This window comes from Micromonospora sp. NPDC049580, assembly GCF_040675595.1.
Classification (GTDB): Bacteria; Actinomycetota; Actinomycetes; order Mycobacteriales; family Micromonosporaceae; genus Micromonospora.
On sequence record NZ_JBFAPG010000091.1, the window covers coordinates 1 to 16,383 of the forward strand.

The 16,383-nt window shown below is 72.9% G+C and carries 20 protein-coding genes; 10 read left to right on the forward strand and 10 right to left on the reverse strand.

Annotation, left to right across the window (positions count from 1 at the left end):
- The first annotated feature begins 32 nt into the window (after positions 1-32).
- From AB0J68_RS10905 to AB0J68_RS10920, 4 genes are all read left to right on the forward strand, one after another.
- Positions 33-2,594, forward strand: a complete 2,562-nt coding sequence (locus AB0J68_RS10905) for a DUF4118 domain-containing protein (protein ID WP_363937811.1) — start codon at positions 33-35, stop codon at positions 2,592-2,594.
- Positions 2,591-3,271, forward strand: coding sequence for a response regulator (locus AB0J68_RS10910; RefSeq protein WP_354855575.1), 681 nt, complete (start codon positions 2,591-2,593; stop codon positions 3,269-3,271). The genes AB0J68_RS10905 and AB0J68_RS10910 overlap by 4 nt, the downstream gene beginning before the upstream one ends.
- Positions 3,272-3,371: 100 nt before the next feature.
- On the forward strand, positions 3,372-3,647 hold the full coding sequence (locus AB0J68_RS10915) for an FAD-dependent oxidoreductase (RefSeq protein ID WP_363937814.1): 276 nt from the start codon (positions 3,372-3,374) through the stop codon (positions 3,645-3,647).
- A 229-nt stretch (positions 3,648-3,876) separates the two neighbouring features.
- The gene (locus tag AB0J68_RS10920) at positions 3,877-4,944 is read left to right on the forward strand and encodes an FAD-dependent oxidoreductase (RefSeq protein WP_363937816.1); all 1,068 of its coding nucleotides are present in this window, start codon (positions 3,877-3,879) and stop codon (positions 4,942-4,944) included.
- Here AB0J68_RS10920 and AB0J68_RS10925 read toward each other — a convergent pair.
- From AB0J68_RS10925 to AB0J68_RS10935, 3 genes are read right to left on the reverse strand one after another with little or no spacing between them, the layout of a single operon-like run.
- Positions 4,905-5,324, reverse strand: coding sequence for an SAV_915 family protein (locus AB0J68_RS10925; protein ID WP_363937818.1), 420 nt, complete (start codon positions 5,322-5,324; stop codon positions 4,905-4,907). The genes AB0J68_RS10920 and AB0J68_RS10925 overlap by 40 nt on opposite strands.
- Positions 5,321-5,824: a universal stress protein gene (locus AB0J68_RS10930; protein WP_363937820.1), complete on the reverse strand. Its 504-nt coding sequence runs from the start codon at positions 5,822-5,824 to the stop codon at positions 5,321-5,323. The genes AB0J68_RS10925 and AB0J68_RS10930 overlap by 4 nt, the downstream gene beginning before the upstream one ends.
- Complete coding sequence (locus AB0J68_RS10935; protein WP_363937823.1) at positions 5,821-6,246, reverse strand: hypothetical protein; 426 nt, start codon at positions 6,244-6,246, stop codon at positions 5,821-5,823. The genes AB0J68_RS10930 and AB0J68_RS10935 overlap by 4 nt, the downstream gene beginning before the upstream one ends.
- Before the next feature lie 206 nt (positions 6,247-6,452).
- On the opposite strand from AB0J68_RS10935, the gene AB0J68_RS10940 reads away from it, so the two are divergent.
- Positions 6,453-7,208 (forward strand): dienelactone hydrolase family protein, encoded by a 756-nt coding sequence (locus tag AB0J68_RS10940; protein ID WP_354855580.1) that lies wholly within the window; start codon positions 6,453-6,455, stop codon positions 7,206-7,208.
- Positions 7,209-7,239: 31 nt separating this feature from the next.
- On the opposite strand, the gene AB0J68_RS10945 is transcribed toward AB0J68_RS10940, so the two are convergent.
- Positions 7,240-8,346 carry an L-dopachrome tautomerase-related protein gene (locus tag AB0J68_RS10945; protein ID WP_355066628.1) on the reverse strand — a complete coding sequence of 369 codons (1,107 nt, stop codon included), beginning with the start codon at positions 8,344-8,346 and terminating at the stop codon, positions 7,240-7,242.
- Positions 8,347-8,446: 100 nt separating this feature from the next.
- The gene (locus AB0J68_RS10950; RefSeq protein ID WP_355066627.1) at positions 8,447-9,328 is read right to left on the reverse strand and encodes an SMP-30/gluconolactonase/LRE family protein; all 882 of its coding nucleotides are present in this window, start codon (positions 9,326-9,328) and stop codon (positions 8,447-8,449) included.
- Between the two features lie 141 nt (positions 9,329-9,469).
- Here AB0J68_RS10950 and AB0J68_RS10955 point away from each other — a divergent pair, with 141 nt between their 5' ends.
- Complete coding sequence (locus AB0J68_RS10955; protein WP_355066626.1) at positions 9,470-10,000, forward strand: GNAT family N-acetyltransferase; 531 nt, start codon at positions 9,470-9,472, stop codon at positions 9,998-10,000.
- Positions 10,001-10,057: 57 nt separating this feature from the next.
- Here the strand turns inward: AB0J68_RS10955 and AB0J68_RS10960 are convergent, their stop codons facing one another.
- The 3 genes from AB0J68_RS10960 to AB0J68_RS10970 form a co-directional block, all read right to left on the reverse strand.
- Positions 10,058-10,537, reverse strand: a complete 480-nt coding sequence (locus AB0J68_RS10960) for a helix-turn-helix domain-containing protein (protein ID WP_355066625.1) — start codon at positions 10,535-10,537, stop codon at positions 10,058-10,060.
- Positions 10,538-10,687: 150 nt separating this feature from the next.
- On the reverse strand, positions 10,688-11,095 hold the full coding sequence (locus AB0J68_RS10965) for a RidA family protein (protein WP_355066624.1): 408 nt from the start codon (positions 11,093-11,095) through the stop codon (positions 10,688-10,690).
- Positions 11,092-12,054, reverse strand: a complete 963-nt coding sequence (locus AB0J68_RS10970) for an NAD(P)-dependent oxidoreductase (protein ID WP_363937828.1) — start codon at positions 12,052-12,054, stop codon at positions 11,092-11,094. Before AB0J68_RS10970 ends, AB0J68_RS10965 begins: the two co-directional genes overlap by 4 nt.
- Here AB0J68_RS10970 and AB0J68_RS10975 point away from each other — a divergent pair.
- Positions 12,002-12,913 (forward strand): LysR substrate-binding domain-containing protein, encoded by a 912-nt coding sequence (locus tag AB0J68_RS10975; RefSeq protein ID WP_354855587.1) that lies wholly within the window; start codon positions 12,002-12,004, stop codon positions 12,911-12,913. The genes AB0J68_RS10970 and AB0J68_RS10975 overlap by 53 nt on opposite strands.
- 33 nt (positions 12,914-12,946) lie before the next feature.
- Here AB0J68_RS10975 and AB0J68_RS10980 read toward each other — a convergent pair whose 3' ends face one another.
- Positions 12,947-13,423 (reverse strand): aldo/keto reductase, encoded by a 477-nt coding sequence (locus AB0J68_RS10980; RefSeq protein WP_363937830.1) that lies wholly within the window; start codon positions 13,421-13,423, stop codon positions 12,947-12,949.
- A gap of 50 nt (positions 13,424-13,473) precedes the next feature.
- Between AB0J68_RS10980 and AB0J68_RS10985 the strand changes: the two genes are divergently transcribed.
- From AB0J68_RS10985 to AB0J68_RS10995, 3 genes are all read left to right on the forward strand, one after another.
- Positions 13,474-13,698: a hypothetical protein gene (locus tag AB0J68_RS10985; RefSeq protein WP_355066623.1), complete on the forward strand. Its 225-nt coding sequence runs from the start codon at positions 13,474-13,476 to the stop codon at positions 13,696-13,698.
- A gap of 93 nt (positions 13,699-13,791) precedes the next feature.
- A complete protein-coding gene (locus AB0J68_RS10990; protein ID WP_354855590.1) occupies positions 13,792-14,823 on the forward strand; it encodes a medium chain dehydrogenase/reductase family protein in 1,032 nt (343 codons plus the stop codon).
- A 283-nt stretch (positions 14,824-15,106) separates the two neighbouring features.
- A complete protein-coding gene (locus AB0J68_RS10995; RefSeq protein ID WP_354855591.1) occupies positions 15,107-15,280 on the forward strand; it encodes a hypothetical protein in 174 nt (57 codons plus the stop codon).
- A gap of 72 nt (positions 15,281-15,352) precedes the next feature.
- On the opposite strand, the gene AB0J68_RS11000 is transcribed toward AB0J68_RS10995, so the two are convergent.
- Positions 15,353-16,153 carry an RNA polymerase sigma factor SigF gene (locus AB0J68_RS11000; RefSeq protein WP_354855592.1) on the reverse strand — a complete coding sequence of 267 codons (801 nt, stop codon included), beginning with the start codon at positions 16,151-16,153 and terminating at the stop codon, positions 15,353-15,355.
- Positions 16,154-16,383 lie beyond the last annotated feature (230 nt).

The window sequence follows — 16,383 nt, forward strand, 5'->3', positions numbered from 1 at the left end:
AGCGGCCCCCAGATAGATGCGTAGTTCTCCGCGTGGCACGAGAACCATCCTCCCTGGTCAAAGTCGCGGGCGGGGCCGTGCCCGGCGTCGGCAAGACGTACGCCATGTTGGAGGAGGCCCAGCGGCGGGCCGCGCGGGGCTCCGACGTGGTGATCGGTTTCGTGGAGACCCGCGGCCGCCCGCACACCGCCGCGATGCTCGGCGATTTGGAGCAGGTGCCCCGCCGCGCGATGACCTACCGGGGCGCCGAGTTCACCGAGATGGACGTGGACGCCGTGCTGGCCCGCCGGCCGGAGATCGCGGTGGTCGACGAGCTGGCGCACACCAACGTGCCCGGTTCCCGCCACGGCAAGCGCTGGCAGGACGTCCAGGAGCTGCTCGACGCGGGGATCGACGTGCTGTCCACGGTCAACGTGCAGCACCTGGAATCGGTGAACGACGTCGTCGCGCAGATCACCGGCACCACCCAGCGGGAGACCGTGCCCGACGAGATCGTCCGCGCCGCCGAGCAGGTCGAACTGGTCGACATGACCCCGGAGGCGCTGCGCCGCCGGATGGCGCACGGCAACATCTACCGCCCCGACAAGATCGACGCGGCGCTCGGCAACTACTTCCGGGTCGGCAACCTCACCGCGCTGCGCGAGCTGGCGCTGCTCTGGCTGGCCGACAAGGTCGACGAGCAGCTCGACCGCTACCGCAGCCAGCAGGGCATCGCCGCCACCTGGGAGGCCCGCGAACGCGTCGTGGTGGCGCTGACCGGCGGCCCGGAGGGCGAGACGCTGATCCGCCGGGCGGCCCGGGTCGCGGCCCGCAGCAAGGGCGCCGACCTGCTCGCCGTGCACGTGGCCCGCAGCGACGGTCTGGCCGGCGCCGATCCGGCCCAGCTGGCCCGCCAACGGGTGCTCGTCGAGAGCCTCGGCGGCACGTACCACCAGGTGCTCGGCACCGACGTGCCGGCCGCGCTGCTCGACTTCGCCCAGGGCGTGAACGCCACCCAGCTGGTGCTCGGGGCCAGCCGGCGGGGCCGCCTCGCGCAGATCTTCGCCCGGGGCGTCGGGGTGACCACCACCGCGCTCTCCGGCTCGATCGACGTGCACCTGGTCACCCACAAGCAGGCTGGCAAGGGCCGTCGGGCGGCGGCCGTGCCGGCGGCGCTGTCCCGCCGCCGCCGGCTGCTCGGCTTCGGCCTGGCCGTGCTCGGCATGCCGCTGCTCACCCTGCTGCTTGAGGCCCTGCCCGACCTGACGCTGACCAACGACATTCTGCTGTTCCTCGCCGGGGTCGTCGGGGTCGCGCTGGTCGGCGGGGTGTGGCCGGCGCTGATCGCCGCGCTCGGTGGGTCGCTGCTGCTCAACTGGTTCTTCACCCCGCCGTACCGCACGCTGACCATCGCCGAGGCCGACAACCTGCTCGCCCTGGCCGTCTTCGTCGGTGTGGCGCTTGCCGTGAGCTGGATCGTCGACGTGGCCGCCCGGCGTACGCGGGAGGCCGCGCGGGCTGCCGCCGACGCGCAGACCCTCGCCGCCGTCGCCAGTGGCGTGCTGCGCGGCGAGCGCCCCCTGCCCGCCCTGCTGGACCAGCTCCGGGAGACCTTCGGGCTGCGCGCGGTGAGCGTGCTGGAGCTGGCCGAGGAGGCGAGCGGCCGTCCCGACCGGTCCCGCGAGGAGCACGCCTGGTGCGTCGTCGCCAGCGTCGGCGACCAGCCCGCCTGCACGCCCGACGCCGGCGAGACGGCAGTACCCGTCGACGACCGGATCACCGTCGTGCTCAGCGGCCGGCGCCTGGAGGCCGCCGACCGGCGGATCGTCGAGGCGTTCGCCGCCCAGGCCGCCGTCGCGCTGCGCCAGGAACGGCTCGCCGAGGAGGCCGCCACCGCGCGGCCGCTCGCCGCCGCCGACCGGATGCGCACCGCGCTGCTCGCCGCGGTGAGCCACGACCTGCGTACGCCGCTGGCCTCGGCCAAGGCGGCCGTGACCAGCCTGCGCAGCCACGACATCGAGTTCGACGAGGCCGACCGCGAGGAGCTGCTGGAGACCGCGGAGGAGTCGCTGGACCGGCTCGCCCGGCTGGTCGGCAACCTGCTGGACATGAGCCGCCTCCAGGCCGGCGTGCTGGGCATCTCCGCCACCGCGATCGGCCTGGAGGACGCCGTACCCCTCGCGTTGGACGAACTTGGCCCGGCGGCCGCGACGGTCGCCACGGACATCCCGGCCGACCTGCCCGCGGCCACCGCCGACCCGGGCCTGCTGGAACGGGTGCTCGTCAACGTCATCGCCAACGCGCTGCGCTACAGCCCGCCCGACCAGCCGCCCACCGTCACCGCGAGCGCGCACGCCGGCCAGGTGGAGCTGCGGGTCATCGACCGGGGGCCGGGCATCCCGGAGGACCAGTGGGAGCACGTCTTCCTGCCGTTCCAACGCCTCGGCGACCGGGACAACCAGACCGGCGTCGGCCTCGGGCTCGCCCTGTCCCGGGGGCTGGCCGAGGCGATGGGTGGCAGCATCACCCCCGAGACCACGCCCGGCGGTGGGCTCACCATGGTGCTGCGGCTGCCCGCCGCCGCGCAGAGCAGCCCGGAGGAGCCGCAGAAATGACGCGCATCCTGGTCGTCGACGACGAACCGCAGATCCTGCGGGCCCTGCGGATCAACCTGCGTGCCCGCCGGTACGACGTGGACGTCGCCGCGACCGGGGCCGCCGCGTTGAAGGCCGCCGCCAGCCACCCACCCGACCTCGTGGTCCTCGACCTCGGCCTGCCCGACATCGACGGCGTCGAGGTGATCCGCGGCCTGCGCGGCTGGACCGCCGTGCCGATCATCGTGCTCTCCGGCCGGGCCGGCAGCGAGGACAAGGTCGCCGCGCTCGACGCGGGCGCGGACGACTACGTCACCAAGCCCTTCGGGGTGGAGGAGCTGCTGGCCCGCATCCGCGCGGTGACCCGGCGGCTCGGCGCGCCCAGCGAGGCCGTGCCGGCGCTGCGGATCGGCCGGCACACCGTCGACCTGGCCGACCACCGCGTGTGGCGCGACGACGACACCGAGGTCAAACTCACCCCCACGCAGTGGAGCGTGCTGGAGAAGCTGCTGCGCCACCCCGGCAAACTGGTCAGCCAGCGCCAGCTCCTCCAGGACGTGTGGGGGCCGGAATACCAGAACGAGACCAACTACCTGCGGCAGTACCTGGCCCAGCTGCGCCGCAAGCTGGAGGACGACCCCGCTCGGCCCCGCCACCTCATCACCGAGCCGGGGATGGGCTACCGCTACCGCCCCTGACCCGTTGACACCCGCCGGCAGAGATTGAAGAATTTCGTTCGCAGCGGCAGCGGCGTGCTTCTGTAACCGTCCCCATCCGGTTACCCCTCGGGAGCCCGCCGTGTCCCTGCCCCTGTCCCGTCGCCGGCTGCTGACCGCCGGCGGCGCCGGCCTCGTCCTGGCCGGTCTCACCGACCCGTTCCGCGCCGGCCCCGCCCGAGCCGCCGTCACCACCGCCGACCTGGTCGTCTACGGCGCCACCTCCGGCGGGCTGGCCGCCGCGATCACCATGCGCCGGCTCGGCCGCACCGCAGTGGTGGTGGAGCCCACCAGCCACGTCGGCGGGCTGAGCACCGCCGGGCTGGGCGCCACCGACACCGGCGTCCAGCCGGGGTGAGCTTCACCGTCGGGCGCGAGTCCAACGACACGTACGGCGAGACGATCAACAGGGTGCAGTCCGGCAACACCCACCAGTTCGCCTACCCCGTCGACCCGTACGTGACGGCCGGCTCGCCCACGAGCGGCCTGTTGCCGGGCATCTCCGCCGCGCCGCTCGCCCCGCGGGGCAGCGCCGACGAACCGGATCGATCGGCGGCGGCAAGACCGACTCCAACAACAACGGCGCCGTGTCGACCAACAACATCGGCTTCAACTACGCGTACCCGACGGCGAGCTGGGCCGTGCGGGAGAGCATCATCGCCGAGCACCGCACCTACCAGCAGGGACTGATGTGGTTCCTGGCCAACGATCCCCGCCTGCCGGCCTCGGTACGCGACTCGACCGCGCGGTGGGGACTACCGGTGGACGAGTTCACCGGCACCGGTGGCTGGCCGCCGCTGCTCTACATCCGGGAGGCCCGCCGGATGGTCTCGGCGTACGTGATGACCGAGGCCGACTGCCGGGGCCGGGTACGCGCCACCGACTCGGTGGGCCTGGCCAGCTACACGATGGACTCGCACAACTGTCAGCGGGTGGTCGTCGACGGGAAGGTGCGCAACGAGGGGGACGTGCAGATCGGCGTCCCCGCGCCGTACCCGGTGAGCTACCGCGCGATCGTGCCGCACCAGGCGCAGTGCGCCAACCTGCTGGTGCCGGTCTGTCTCTCGGCGAGTCACATCGCGTACGGCTCGATCCGGATGGAGCCGGTGTTCATGATCCTCGGGCAGGCGGCGGCCACCGCGGCGTCCCTGGCGCTCTCCGGCAACCTCGCCGTGCAGGCCGTCTCCGTACCCGCCCTCCAGGCCCGGCTGCGCCAGGACGGCGCGGTGCTGGACACCGGTACGCCCGGCGAGGTGATCCTGGACAACGCGGCGGCCAACGGGATCACCCGGGCCGGGACGTGGCTGCGCAGCACCAGCGTCGGCGGCTACCACGGCCCGGACTACGAGCACGACGGCAACACCGCCAAGGGCGTCAACCGGCTGCGGTTCCGCCCGACGCTGCCCACCTCCGGGTCGTGGACGGTGCACCTGCGCTGGACCGCCGACCCGAACCGGGCGACGAACGTGCCGGTCGACATCGCGTACTCCGGTGGGGTGACCACCCGGACCGTCGACCAGCGGCAGTCCGGCGGCCGGTGGGTGCCGCTGGGGACGTACCCGTTCACGGCGGGCAGCGACGGGAGTGTGCTCATCCGTACGGAGAACACCGACGGCTACGTGGTCGCCGACGCGGTGCGCTTCGTGCCGGCCTGAACGAGGGCCGGGACCGCCGGCGTCGCCTGGTTTCCGACGGGCGCGTCGACGGGTGTCGCGCGGTCGCCGACGCTCGGATCGAGCGGCGGCGCCACCAACAGCGGGTCGACCTGGATCCGGTCGATGCCGAGCGGACGCAGCATCCCGCGCAGCGCCGACTCGCACAGCTCCTCCCAGGGCTGGTCGGCGCCCATGGCGGTCACCAGCAGATCCGCTCGGGTGAAGGCGATCCCCACCCGCTCACCCTGCGGAGTCCGCCCGGTGCGCACCGTTCCCACCAGTCGCCCCGGCAGCTCACGCACCGGAACGGCGTAGGTTGTCGGGCCGTCGTCCATGGTCGGGGTGGTCCTCTCCCGTCCCGCCGGGCCACCGGCGGTCATCGGCTGAGCTGTTCGAGGTCGCGGGCGAACCGGCGGATCGTCGCCGCCCGCGCCCACGCGGGGGCGGGCACCGCGACGACCGGCACGGCGGCACGTCGTACGCAGTACCGGGTCACGTGTCCGCGTGACCGGCCGAACCGGCCGCGGCCGGGGCTGCCGACGACGAGCAGGTCGGACTCCCGGTCCGCGTGGTCGATGAGCACCTGTCCGGCGTACCCCTGGGTGGTCACCAGTCGAACCGTGACGTCCCGAGGGATGCCGCCCATCGTCGCGTCGAAGACGCCGCGCGGGTAGACCAGGGCGGCCCGGTCGCATTCGTCCTGCCAGCGCCAGGTCAGCGTGCCGGGCCGCCACGTGGGTGCGAAGACCCACGCGCGTACGGCGTCCACCTGCGCGCCCTCGCGGCGGGCGAGCTGGACGGCCCGACGCAGCGCCTGCATTCCGGCGAACGACCGGTCGACGCCGACGACGATCCGGTGGGCAACGGCGGGGCGGCTCATGCGGCGGGCACCGCCCACACCGGGGCGTCGTCGTGCCGGTCGGCCGGCGCGGCCAGGTCGAGCGCGCGGAGGATGTAGTTGGCCTCGGCCACCTCCACTCCGGCACGCAGGCGCAGGTCGGCCACGGCCCGGTGCAGCACGGTCATGCTCTCCGCGGAGAGCCGCACCACGGCGTCGACGTCGGCGGCGATCCACCAGGCGTCGACGGCACACGGCTCGTGCCGCAGGTACTCCACCAGGTGGCTGCCGGGCGCGGACGGGCCGAGCCGGACGCTGACCAGCGCCTCGTGCCGGCGTTCGGGCGCGCCCGCGGCGGCGGCTGCCCGGCCGGCCGCGATGGACGCGGGTTTCGGGCCCGGGGCCGGCTCGATCGGGTCGGTGTCGGGTGGCAGTTCCCGCGTTCCCAGCGTGTCATCCGCCAAGGACTCATGGACCCATCGTCACCGCCCGTCGGCCGCCCAGCGCCCGTCGATACGCCGTTTCGACGGGCCAGCGCCGATTCTTGACGCGCCGTTCACGCGGTGTCCCGGCCTGGAGTGCCGGTCCCGGCCTGGAGGACCGGTGTCGGGCACGCCGGCGCGGCGAGTAACGTGCCAGACGGACCAAGATCGGCGTACGAGGAGGCTCGGTGCAGACGACGACGGTGGACATCCCGACCGGCGATGGGATCGCGGACGCAAGCCTCACCCGCCCGGACGGGGACGGCCCGTTTCCGGCGGTGCTGCTGTTCATGGACGCCTTCGGGCCTCGGCCCCGCCTCGTGGAGATGGCGGAGCGGATCGCCGAACGCGGCTACCTGGTGCTGACGCCGCACCTGTTCTACCGGGCCGGCCGGGCGCCGCTGTTCGACCTGTCCCGACTCGGTGAGGCGGACCAGCGCGGCGCGCTCTTCGAGAAGATCATGCCGCTGGTCGGCGCGTTGACCCCCGACGTGATCAGCCGGGACAGCGCCGCGTACCTCGACTACCTGGCCGCCCGCGACGACGTCCGGCCGGGCCCGGTCGCCATCACCGGCTACTGCATGGGCGGCACCAACGCGCTCCGGGCCATCGAGGCGCACCCGGACCGGATCACCGCGATGGCGAGCTTCCACGGCGGGCGGATCGTCACCGACGCGCCGGACAGCCCACACCTGGGCGTCGGCTCGATCACCGGCGAGGTGTACTTCGGCCACGCCGACGCCGACCAGTCCATGACGCCCGAGCAGATCGCCACGCTGGAGAAGGCGCTCGACGCCGCCGGGGTGCGCTACCGCTCCGAGGTGTACGCGGGCGCGCACCACGGCTACACCATGGCCGACACCCCGGCGTACGACGAGCAGGCCACCGAGCGGCACTGGGCGGCCCTGTTCGACCTGCTGGACCGTACCCTGCCGGCGAGCTGACGCGGCCTACCCGCCGCCCGGGTGGGCATGCCTACCCGCGGCGCAGCAGCACCGGGCCGGCGTCGATGCGGGTGCGGAACAGCGCGTACGGCTTGCGTCGCAGGTCCTGGCCCCGCTGGTACCGCGGCTGCCGGTGCAGTTGGTTGGCGGTCACGTAGAGGTGCCCGTCGGCGGCCACCGACATGGTGTCCGGCCAGAGCAGCCGCGGGTCGTGCACCAGCGTCTCGTACTCGCCGTCCGGCAGTCGACGCAGCACCGCGTTGTGCTCGTACGCGGTGAGGTAGAGCCGCCCGGCGTCGTCGCTCTCCAACCCGTCCGACGCGGTGCCCTTGTCGCCCTCGTCGACCACGGTCGCGGCGACCGCCTCCTGGGTGGCCGACGGGTCGGCCAGCGCCTCGGTGGAGACGCTGTGCAGGCGTCGGGACGCCAGCGGGCAGTAGTAGAGCCGGGTGCCGTCGGCGGAGATGGCGATGCCGTCGGAGCCCATGCCCACCGGCTTCGGCGGCCCGTCGGCCGGCCGTTCCAGGAACGGCCGGCCCTCGACCACCGGACGGAACGACGTCAGTGGCTCCGCCTTGGTGGACGGGTGGTCGTGCAGCCGCCGCCAGGAGGCCCCGCTGGCCAGGTCCACCACGATGATCCCGTTCGGCCCGGCGAACGCGGAGTCGGTGATGTAGGCGACCCCCGACTCGCCCCGCCGCAGGTCGAAACGGATGTCGTTGAGGTACGTCGTCGGCAGCGCCACGTCCGCCGGAAAGGTGATCACCTGGGCGACCGTGTCGGTGTCCAGGTCGATCCGGACCAGCTTCGGGCCGCCCGGCTTTGTGGGCTGGAACATCGGGCTGCCGGTGTCCAGCACCCAGAGCCGGTCGGCCGGGTCCACCACGATGCTCTGCACCGACACGAACGCGCCCGCGTCGTCGTCGCCGGACGGGTCGTTCCACGCCTGGTCGGGGTAGGGCACCTCCCGACCGTCGCGCACCTCGACGACGGTGGCCGGCACCTCGTCACCCCACTTGGGGAAGTTGACGAAGATCCGGCCCCGGTGCGAGACGCTCACCCCGGTCGGCATCGGCCCGGTGAACGTGTGTACCAGCTCCAGCTCGCCAAGCGGCTCGTCGCCGACCGGCCCGTTCATGACATCCACCCCACGGTGCTCATCGGCTCGCTCCCCACCGGTCGGCTGTCACCGCACTCGGGTGCGGTTGTTCCCGCCCGGGCGTCCGACATGCCTCCGATCAGCTCACTGGTGCGCCGGCCCTCGCGGCGGGCAGACCGGGCACCGGGACGTCCACCGCGAGCAGCGCGCCGTCCTGCGGGCCCGCCGCGTCCAGCCCCACCCGGGCGGTGCCGATGAAGAGTCGCCGCAGGTCGGGGCCGCCCAGGCAGATGCCGGCCGGTTGCCTGGCCGGCAGTCGGATCTCCCGGTCGAGGGTGCCGTCGGGCCGGTAGCGGCGTACCGCGGAGCCGCCCCACAGCGCGATCCAGAGGTGGCCGGCCGCGTCGAGCGTCATGCCGTCCGGGCCGCCGTCGGCGGGGGACAGCCGCAGGAACGGCTCCCGCCCGTGCAGGGCACCGGTGGCGGGGTCGACGGTGAACCGGTCGATCTCGCCGCGGGGCGTGTCGGCCAGGTACATGGTGGTGCCGGTCGCGTCGAACGCCGGCCCGTTCGGGATGGTCAGCCCGGTCACCGCGGGGACCGGCTCGGCGCCCGGGGTGAGGCGGAACAACGTGCCGCCGCCCGGCGCCATCGCGTACGTCATGCTGCCGGCCCAGAAGCGGCCGTGCGGGTCGGCGACCGCGTCGTTCATCCGGGTCGGCTCGGGCGCGTCGTCGACCAGCTCGGCGACCGGTCGGGGATCGCCGGTGACGGGGAGCAGGGTGACGCCGGTCCCGGCGGCGGCCAGCCATTCGCCCGGTCGGTCGACCACCGGGGCGACCGCGCCGAGCGGCACGTCCAGGCGGCGCAGCTCCCGCAGCGGGGTCGGGGCGTCGCCGTCGGTCTCCAACAGTCGCCCGGCGAGCAGGTCGACCAGGACCAGCCGGTCGTCGACCCAGCGCAGGCCCTCACCCAACTCCAGCCGGTCGGTGCTCCAGACGGTCGGCTCGGTCAGCTCCATGGTGCTCCTTAAAAGGATCGTCAGCGGACCGTACCGCCGGGGCCGTGGTCGAGCAGCGCCAACTCAGCCCGGTCGGGCAGACCCTCCCAGTCGCCCCGGGCGGCGACCGCCGGCGGCCACCCCCACGATTACAGTTCCGCCATGGACGACACCACTCGCGGCATACGGATCAGACGCGGTGGCCCGGCTGACGCAGCCGCCGTACTGACCATGCTCGACTCCGCGGTGACCTGGATGAACGCGCGGGGCAACACCGAGCAGTGGGGCACGACACCGTTCTCGGAGAAGCGCGGCGGGGTCGAGCTGGTCGATCGGTACCTGACCGAGAACCTTCCGTACATCGCGGAACTGGACGGAACGCCAGCCGGCGCTCTGGTGTTGGATTCCGGGCCTCATCCGCAGACACCGATCACTCCCGCGGAAGAGCCCGAGCGGTACGTCCGTCTCCTGGTCTCCGACCGACGATTCGCCGGGCGACACCTCGGGTCGGCCCTGCTGGCGCACGCCGTGCAGGAAACCCGGCGCGCCGGCGTGCGGTTGCTCCGGGTCGACTGCTGGGCGGGCGGCGGCGGCGAGTTGGTGGCCTTCTACGAACGCCACGGGTTCACCCGCACCGAGACCTTCCGCGCGGGAGCCTGGCCGGGGCAGGTGCTGGCCCAGCGGGTCGACTGACCGGCACGTCGCCGGCCCCCGACGCGCCCCCAGGTGTCGGTCGCCTGGCCGGGGGTGTCAGTTGCGGCGGATCAGCCCTGGCCCGGCGGTGATGTCGATGTCGCCGCTCTCGATGTCGTGCCCGGCTGCGCAGCGGAGCACCGCACGGACGGGTTCGCCGCAGTCGTGGTGGGTGGCGAGGATGCCAGGGCCGGCTTCGTCGGCGCTCCAGGTGTCGCCCCAGTTGCGCAGCGCGGTGATGACCGGCAGCAGTTCGTGACCCTTGCGGGTGAGGTGGTACTCGTGGCGGGTGCGCTGTCCCGGCTCCCGGTACGGGATCCGTTCGAGCAGCCCGGCGGCGACCATCTCCTTGAGGCGGGCCGCCATGGCGGGCTCGCCGATTCCGACCCGGCGGACGAAGTCGTCGAAACGGCGCGTGCCGAGCAGCGCCTCGCGCATGATCAGGATCGTCGAACGGCTGCCCACGATGTCCATCGCCCGGGCGACGGAGCAGTTCTCCATCGACCAGGATTCGCGGTTGTCCCGTAGGTCCTCCATGCCGCCCACTCTACCTGGCTTGCGCCGAAGCTAGCCAGGTGATTCACTGGGGACTGCTGACTTCTGCAAATGCAAGCCAGCGCCGCCCCCACCAGCACTGAGGCCGGAGCGCCGACTGCGCCGATCACCATTGAAATCAGCCGATCGCGGTCAACCCGTGGTCACGGCCGCGGTGACCTCGACCTCCAGCACCGCGCCGTCGAGAAAGAGCCGGCTCACCTCGACTGTGGTGCTGGCGGGCCTGGTCTGCCCGAAGTGGCGGTTGCGGACGTCGGCATAGCCGGCCAGGTCGCCGAAATCGGTCAGGAACGTCCGGACGTGCAGCACGTCGGCGAAGGTGGCGCCGTGCGCCGCGAGCAGCGCTCCGATCAACTCGAAGATCCGTTCTGACTGCGTTCGCACGTCGCCGGGTGCGACCACCGCGCCGGCGTCGTCCACACCAACCTGACCGGAGAGCATCAGCAACGCGCCCCCTGGCAGGTCGAGGCGGGCGACGTGCGCGAACCGGTCGCCGAACGGCGCGGCGACGGTCGTCGGATTGTCCAGGGTCAGGTTCACTTCTGCTTCTCGGGTTCGGCGCTGTCAGCGAGACGGGCGATGTCGCCCTCGGGATGGGGCGCGGCCGCCAACGCCGACGCGGCGGCGCGCAGCAGGGGCGCCGGCGCGTCGCCGAGCACGTCGAGGGCGAGCCGGGCGTCCTTGGCGGCCAGGGCGGCGGCGAACGCGGCGTCCGTGGTGGTCGCCCGGGCGATCGCGCCGCCGAGCGGCCCGGTGCCAAGTGCATCGATCGCGGTACGTCGGTCGACGCCGACGGCGTCCGCGACGGCGAGGGCGTCCGCGACCGCGGTGACCGCGGTGATCAGCGCGGTGTTGAGCACCAGCTTCAACGCGGCGCCCCGACCGGAGTCGCCGCAGCGGCGGACCGTACCCAGCGTCTCCAGCAGCGGGGCGACCCGGTCGACGATCGTCTTCTCCCCGCCGGCCAACACCACGAGCTGGCCCGTCTCGGCAGCGCCGGCACTGCCGGCGACCGGGGCGTCGACCAGTGGTACTCCCGCCGGCAGCAGCGTGGCCAGTTCGGCCACGGCCCGGGGACCGATGGTGGACATCTCGATCACGGGGGTGCCCGGCCGCAGCGCCAGTGCCGCACCCGAGTCGACCAACGTGTGCCGAACGGCGACCGCGTCGGTGAGCATGGTGATCACCACGTCGGCGTCGCGGACCGCCTCGGCTGGGCTGCCGGCGACTCGCGCTCCGGCGTCGACGAGCGGCACCGTGCGTTCGGACGTGCGATTCCAGACGGTGAGCCGATGCCCGGTGGCCAGCAGTCGACGGCCGATCGCGGTGCCCATCGTGCCCGTACCCAACAGAGCGATCTCGAACATGTCGGCAAGGCTAGGGGACGGGAAGCCATGCCACCAACGACTCTTATGCATCGCTGCCATGCTGCGGGAGCATGTCACGATGCAGCTGAACGCGCTCCAGGTCTTTCGTGCCGTCGCCGAGCACGGCTCCATCACGGCTGCGGCCCGCAGCCTGCGCTACACCCAGTCGGCGGTGTCCCGACAGATCGCCGCGCTGGAAGCCGAGACCGGGTCGCCGTTGCTGGACCGGCTGCCGCGCGGTGTCGCCCTGACCGAGCAGGGCCGTTGCCTGCTCGGCCACGCCGAGGCGGTGCTCGACCGGCTGGACACCGCCCGGCGGGACCTGGCGGCGCTGCGCGACCTGTCCGCCGGGCGGTTGCGGGTCGGCGCGTTCCCCACGGCGGTCGCCGCGCTTGTGCCACGTGCTCTGGCCAGCTTCAAGTCCGACCATCCCGAGGTGGCCCTGTCGCTTGTCGAAGGGCTCACACCGAAGCTGCTGGAGCGCCTGGTCGACGGTGAAGCCGACGTCGCCGTGGTGAGCGCCGCGTCGGACCAGCCGCTCGACCGCGACCAGTTCGACCTGCACCACCTCGTCGACGAGACGCTTCTGGTGGCCGTACCGCGGGCGCATCGGCTCGCCCACCGGCGGACCATCCGCCTGCGCGACCTGGCCGACGAGTCGTTCATCGCCGGCTCGGCGACCGCCGAGGAGACTCTGCTGCGAGCGACCCTGCCGGCGGGTTTTCGCCCGCGGATCGACATTGTCGCGGCCGAGTGGACCGGCAAGCTGGGCTGTGTCGCGGCCGGTCTCGGCGTCGCGCTGGTGCCGGCCCTGGCCGTACGCGCCGCTCCATCCGACCTGACCCTGCTCCGCCTGCACCCCGACGACGCCTCCGTCCGGCGGATCTTCGCCGCGACAGTCGCCGGGCGGAGCCGACCACCGGCGGTGCGGCGGTTCCTCACTCATCTGGACCGGGCGGCGGGGGCGGGCCTGAGCGAGGCGGGCGGGTGACGCGGACCGCCGCACGACGGTCCGCGTCCGGCGTCACCCGCCGATGGTGTCGAGTTCCGCGATCGCGTCGGCCGGCAGCGTCAGATCGGCCGCGGCGAGGTTCTCCCGCAGGTGTGCCAGCGTCGACGTGCCCGGAATCAGCACGGTGGTGGGGGAGCGCTGCAGCAGCCAGGCCAGGGCGACCTGCTGTGGCGAGGCGCCCACGGCGTTGAGGATGTCGGACTGCAACGGCGTGAATCCGCCGAGCGGGAAGAACGCCGCGAACGCGATGTTCTCCGCCGCGCACCGGTCCACCAGGGCGTCGTCCTGCCGGTTGGCGAGGTTGTAGAGGTTCTGCACCGTGACCACCGGGGCGATGGCCTGGGCCTCGGTGAGCTGGTCGAGCGTGACGTTGCTGAGCCCGAGGTGCCGGATCAGCCCCTCCTGCCGCAACTCGGCGAGGGCGCCGAACTGCTCGGACAGGGGATCGTCGCCGGTGCCCTCCGCCACGCCCACCCGCAGGTTGACCACGTCGAGGACGTCCAGACCGAGGTGTTGGAGGTTGTCCCGGACTGTTTCAGGTGCAGGCGCAGGCCGTCACGGACGTCCCCGAGATCGCCGAGGCGGTGCGCGCCGGCTACCGGCAGGTCGCCACCTTCGTGGGGAGTCGGTCCGGCGCCAGCGACGCGCAGGTCCAGCAGTTCTTCGCGTACGGCCAGCTCTGCCACCTGATCGTGACCGCCGGCCTGGAGCAGGTGCCCGAGCCGTGGGCTCGTGCGCTGACCGCAGGCATCCGCCACCCCTGATCCCGACGACCGCACCACCGGGCCGCTTCCTGGCGGCCCACTTTTTCCACCCAACATGTGTGTGAGTGCACACTTACAAACAGGGAGAACGCGATGACAACCGACGAGATGATCACCGAAGTGGTGTTGCCCGGCGTGGTGGAGCCGGACGGGCTCCAGGTCAACCGACGCGCCATGCCCGTTCCCGCCGCGGGCCAGGCGCTCGTCGAGGTCGAGGCCACCGGCATCTCGTACGCCGAGCAGAGCATGCGCCGCGACCTCTACCCCGGCCAGCCGGCCTTCCCGTTCGTGCCCGGCTACGATCTCGTCGGCACCGTCCGGGCGGTGGGACCGGGAGGCGACGGCTCGCTGGTCGGCACCCGGGTCGCAGCGGTCACCAAGACCGGCGCCTGGACCACGCACGCAGTGGTGAGCGTCGACGACCTCACCCCGGTCCCGCCGGGCCTGGACCCGGCCGCGGCCGAGACCGTCGTCGTCAACGGGGTGACCGCCTGGCAGATGCTGCACGGCGCCCGCCTGCGGGCCGGTCAGACGATCCTCGTGCACGGCGCGAACGGCGGCGTCGGGACCGTGCTCGTTCAACTCGGACGCCACCTCGGGCTGCGGGTCATCGGCACCGCCGCCCCGCGACACCACACGGCGCTGCGGGAACTCGGCGTCGAACCGCTGGACTACCGCGACCCCGACCTGGCCGCGCGGGTCCGCGCGCTTTCTCCCGGCGGCGTCGACGCCGTCTTCGACCCGGTCGCCGGCCCAGGCGTACGCACGTCGTACCGGCTGCTCGCCCCCGGCGGCAAGCTGGTCGTCTACGGCAACGCCTCCGCCCTGGGCTCCGCACGCTCGATCGTCTGGGTCTTCGTGAAGCTGCTGGCCCGCCTCTACACCTGGAACGCCCTGCCGAACGGTCACCGGGTCGGGTTCTACAACTTCTGGTCCGGCCGCCGCACCCGCGCCGCCGCGTTCCGGCGTCGGCTGCGTACCGACCTCGGCATCGTGCTCGACCTGCTCCGCCAGGGCGTGATCGTGCCGCAGATCGCCGCCCGTTACCCGCTCACCGAGGTCTCCGCCGCGCTGGTCTTCGCCGAGGCCCGCAGCCGGCCGGGCAAGGTCGTGCTGGAGCCCTGACCAGCCAGCGTGCCGGGGGCCCGGATGCCGTGCGCGTGCAGCCGCACTGGCCGGGGCGTAGGCTGGGTATGTCGCCCGGGGCCCCCGGTGGCCGCAGGATGTCGCCGCCACCAGCCCGCCAGGGCATTACCGATCGCCGTCACCCGTCGCCGCGGCGTGCTGGCCGTTGTCGCCAGCCACGTCCCCGCCGTTCGGATTTCACCGCACAGCGCTCGGCATCCCACCCGCGCTTTCGCACCGCCGTCCACCCGTAATTCGGGCGGCTCAATCAGGGGAGCACCAGATGAGGATCGCCAGGCACCGGATCGTCAGCGCGCTACGCGATCGGGGTCAGCAGGCCAGGGCCGACTGGGTCGAGCGTGAGCTGCCGGAGCGGGTCGACCCGGCCAAGCACTCCGGGCTGCTCGCCACCCTGAATCTCGACCCCGCCGACCTGGCCGACGCGCCGGCCTCGTAGGGGCTGTGCCGCTCGGGCCGGTCGCCCCGGCCCGAGCGGGTCGAGGTGGTCCGCCGCGGCGGTCGGGTGGAATCAGGCGAAGTCCTCGGAGAGGTGCCCGCGCAGCGTGGCCAACGATCGGGTGATCAGCCGGGAGACGTGCATCTGGGAGACGCCGATCTGCTCGGCGATCTGGGCCTGGGTCAGGTTGCCGTGGAACCGCAGGCTGAGGATCCGGCGTTCGCGTTCGGGCAGCGTGGCGAGCGCCGGGCCGAGGGCGACGCGGAGGTCGACGAGGTCGAACTCGTGGTCCCGCTCCCCGAGGGTGTCGCCGAGTTCCATGCTTCCGTCGATGCCGGTGGGTGTGGACAGTGAGGTCGCCCGGTACGCCCGGGCTCCCTCCAGCCCTTCCAGCACGGTCTCCTCGGAGACGTCGAGGTAGCTCGCGATGTCGGCAACCGTCGGCGAGCGGCCCAGGGTGTGCGTCAGCGTGCTGTTGGCGGCGCTGATCGAGAGCCGGAGTTCCTGAAGGCGGCGCGGCACCCGCACCGACCAGGTGCGATCCCGGAAGTATCGCTTGATCTCGCCGACGATGGTCGGGATGGCGTACCCGCTGAAGTCGACGCCCCGGGTCGCGTCGAAGTGGTCGACGGCCTTGATGAGGCCGACCATCGCGGTCTGCGTCAGGTCCTCGTCGGGGGCGCCGCGACCCGAGTAGCGCCGGGCCAGATGGCGGGCGAGCGGCAACCACGCCTCGATGGCGCGGTCCCGCAGGGCCGGTCGGCGCGGGTCGTCGGCCGCGGTGGTGGCCAGCTCGACGATCAGTTCGTCCGTGCCGGCGGCGTTCCGTCGGCTGACAGCGGTGCCGACCGTGGGTTCGACAGTCGTGAGCATGGGCTGGTCCTCTCCGTGTCTGCCCGTCGACCAGGACGACCGGAGAGAATCCGATGCGCTGTCGACAGGACCACAACCACGGGCCTCGCCGCCGCGTCATGTCGTTTCAGGTGCGGTGTGCACGTTACCTGAAAGTGCGAGCAATGACTAGCCGAAAGTATGAGATTGGGCAGCTAGACGCGCTGCAATGGTGCGCCTGGGGGGTGGCCCGTGGTTGTGGTCCTGTCGAC

Coding starts and splice junctions, on each gene's coding strand:
- AB0J68_RS11000 (WP_354855592.1), bottom strand. CDS start 16,153: ATGCTCACGACTGTCGAACCCACGGTCGGCACCGCTGTCAGCCGACGG.
- AB0J68_RS10930 (WP_363937820.1), bottom strand. CDS start 5,824: ATGAGCCGCCCCGCCGTTGCCCACCGGATCGTCGTCGGCGTCGACCGG.
- AB0J68_RS10950 (WP_355066627.1), bottom strand. CDS start 9,328: ATGGAGCTGACCGAGCCGACCGTCTGGAGCACCGACCGGCTGGAGTTG.
- AB0J68_RS10960 (WP_355066625.1), bottom strand. CDS start 10,537: ATGGAGGACCTACGGGACAACCGCGAATCCTGGTCGATGGAGAACTGC.
- AB0J68_RS10975 (WP_354855587.1), top strand. CDS start 12,002: ATGCAGCTGAACGCGCTCCAGGTCTTTCGTGCCGTCGCCGAGCACGGC.
- AB0J68_RS10925 (WP_363937818.1), bottom strand. CDS start 5,324: ATGACCGCCGGTGGCCCGGCGGGACGGGAGAGGACCACCCCGACCATG.
- AB0J68_RS10945 (WP_355066628.1), bottom strand. CDS start 8,346: ATGAACGGGCCGGTCGGCGACGAGCCGCTTGGCGAGCTGGAGCTGGTA.
- AB0J68_RS10990 (WP_354855590.1), top strand. CDS start 13,792: ATGACAACCGACGAGATGATCACCGAAGTGGTGTTGCCCGGCGTGGTG.
- AB0J68_RS10955 (WP_355066626.1), top strand. CDS start 9,470: ATGGACGACACCACTCGCGGCATACGGATCAGACGCGGTGGCCCGGCT.
- AB0J68_RS10910 (WP_354855575.1), top strand. CDS start 2,591: ATGACGCGCATCCTGGTCGTCGACGACGAACCGCAGATCCTGCGGGCC.
- AB0J68_RS10970 (WP_363937828.1), bottom strand. CDS start 12,054: ATGGAGCCGTGCTCGGCGACGGCACGAAAGACCTGGAGCGCGTTCAGC.
- AB0J68_RS10995 (WP_354855591.1), top strand. CDS start 15,107: ATGAGGATCGCCAGGCACCGGATCGTCAGCGCGCTACGCGATCGGGGT.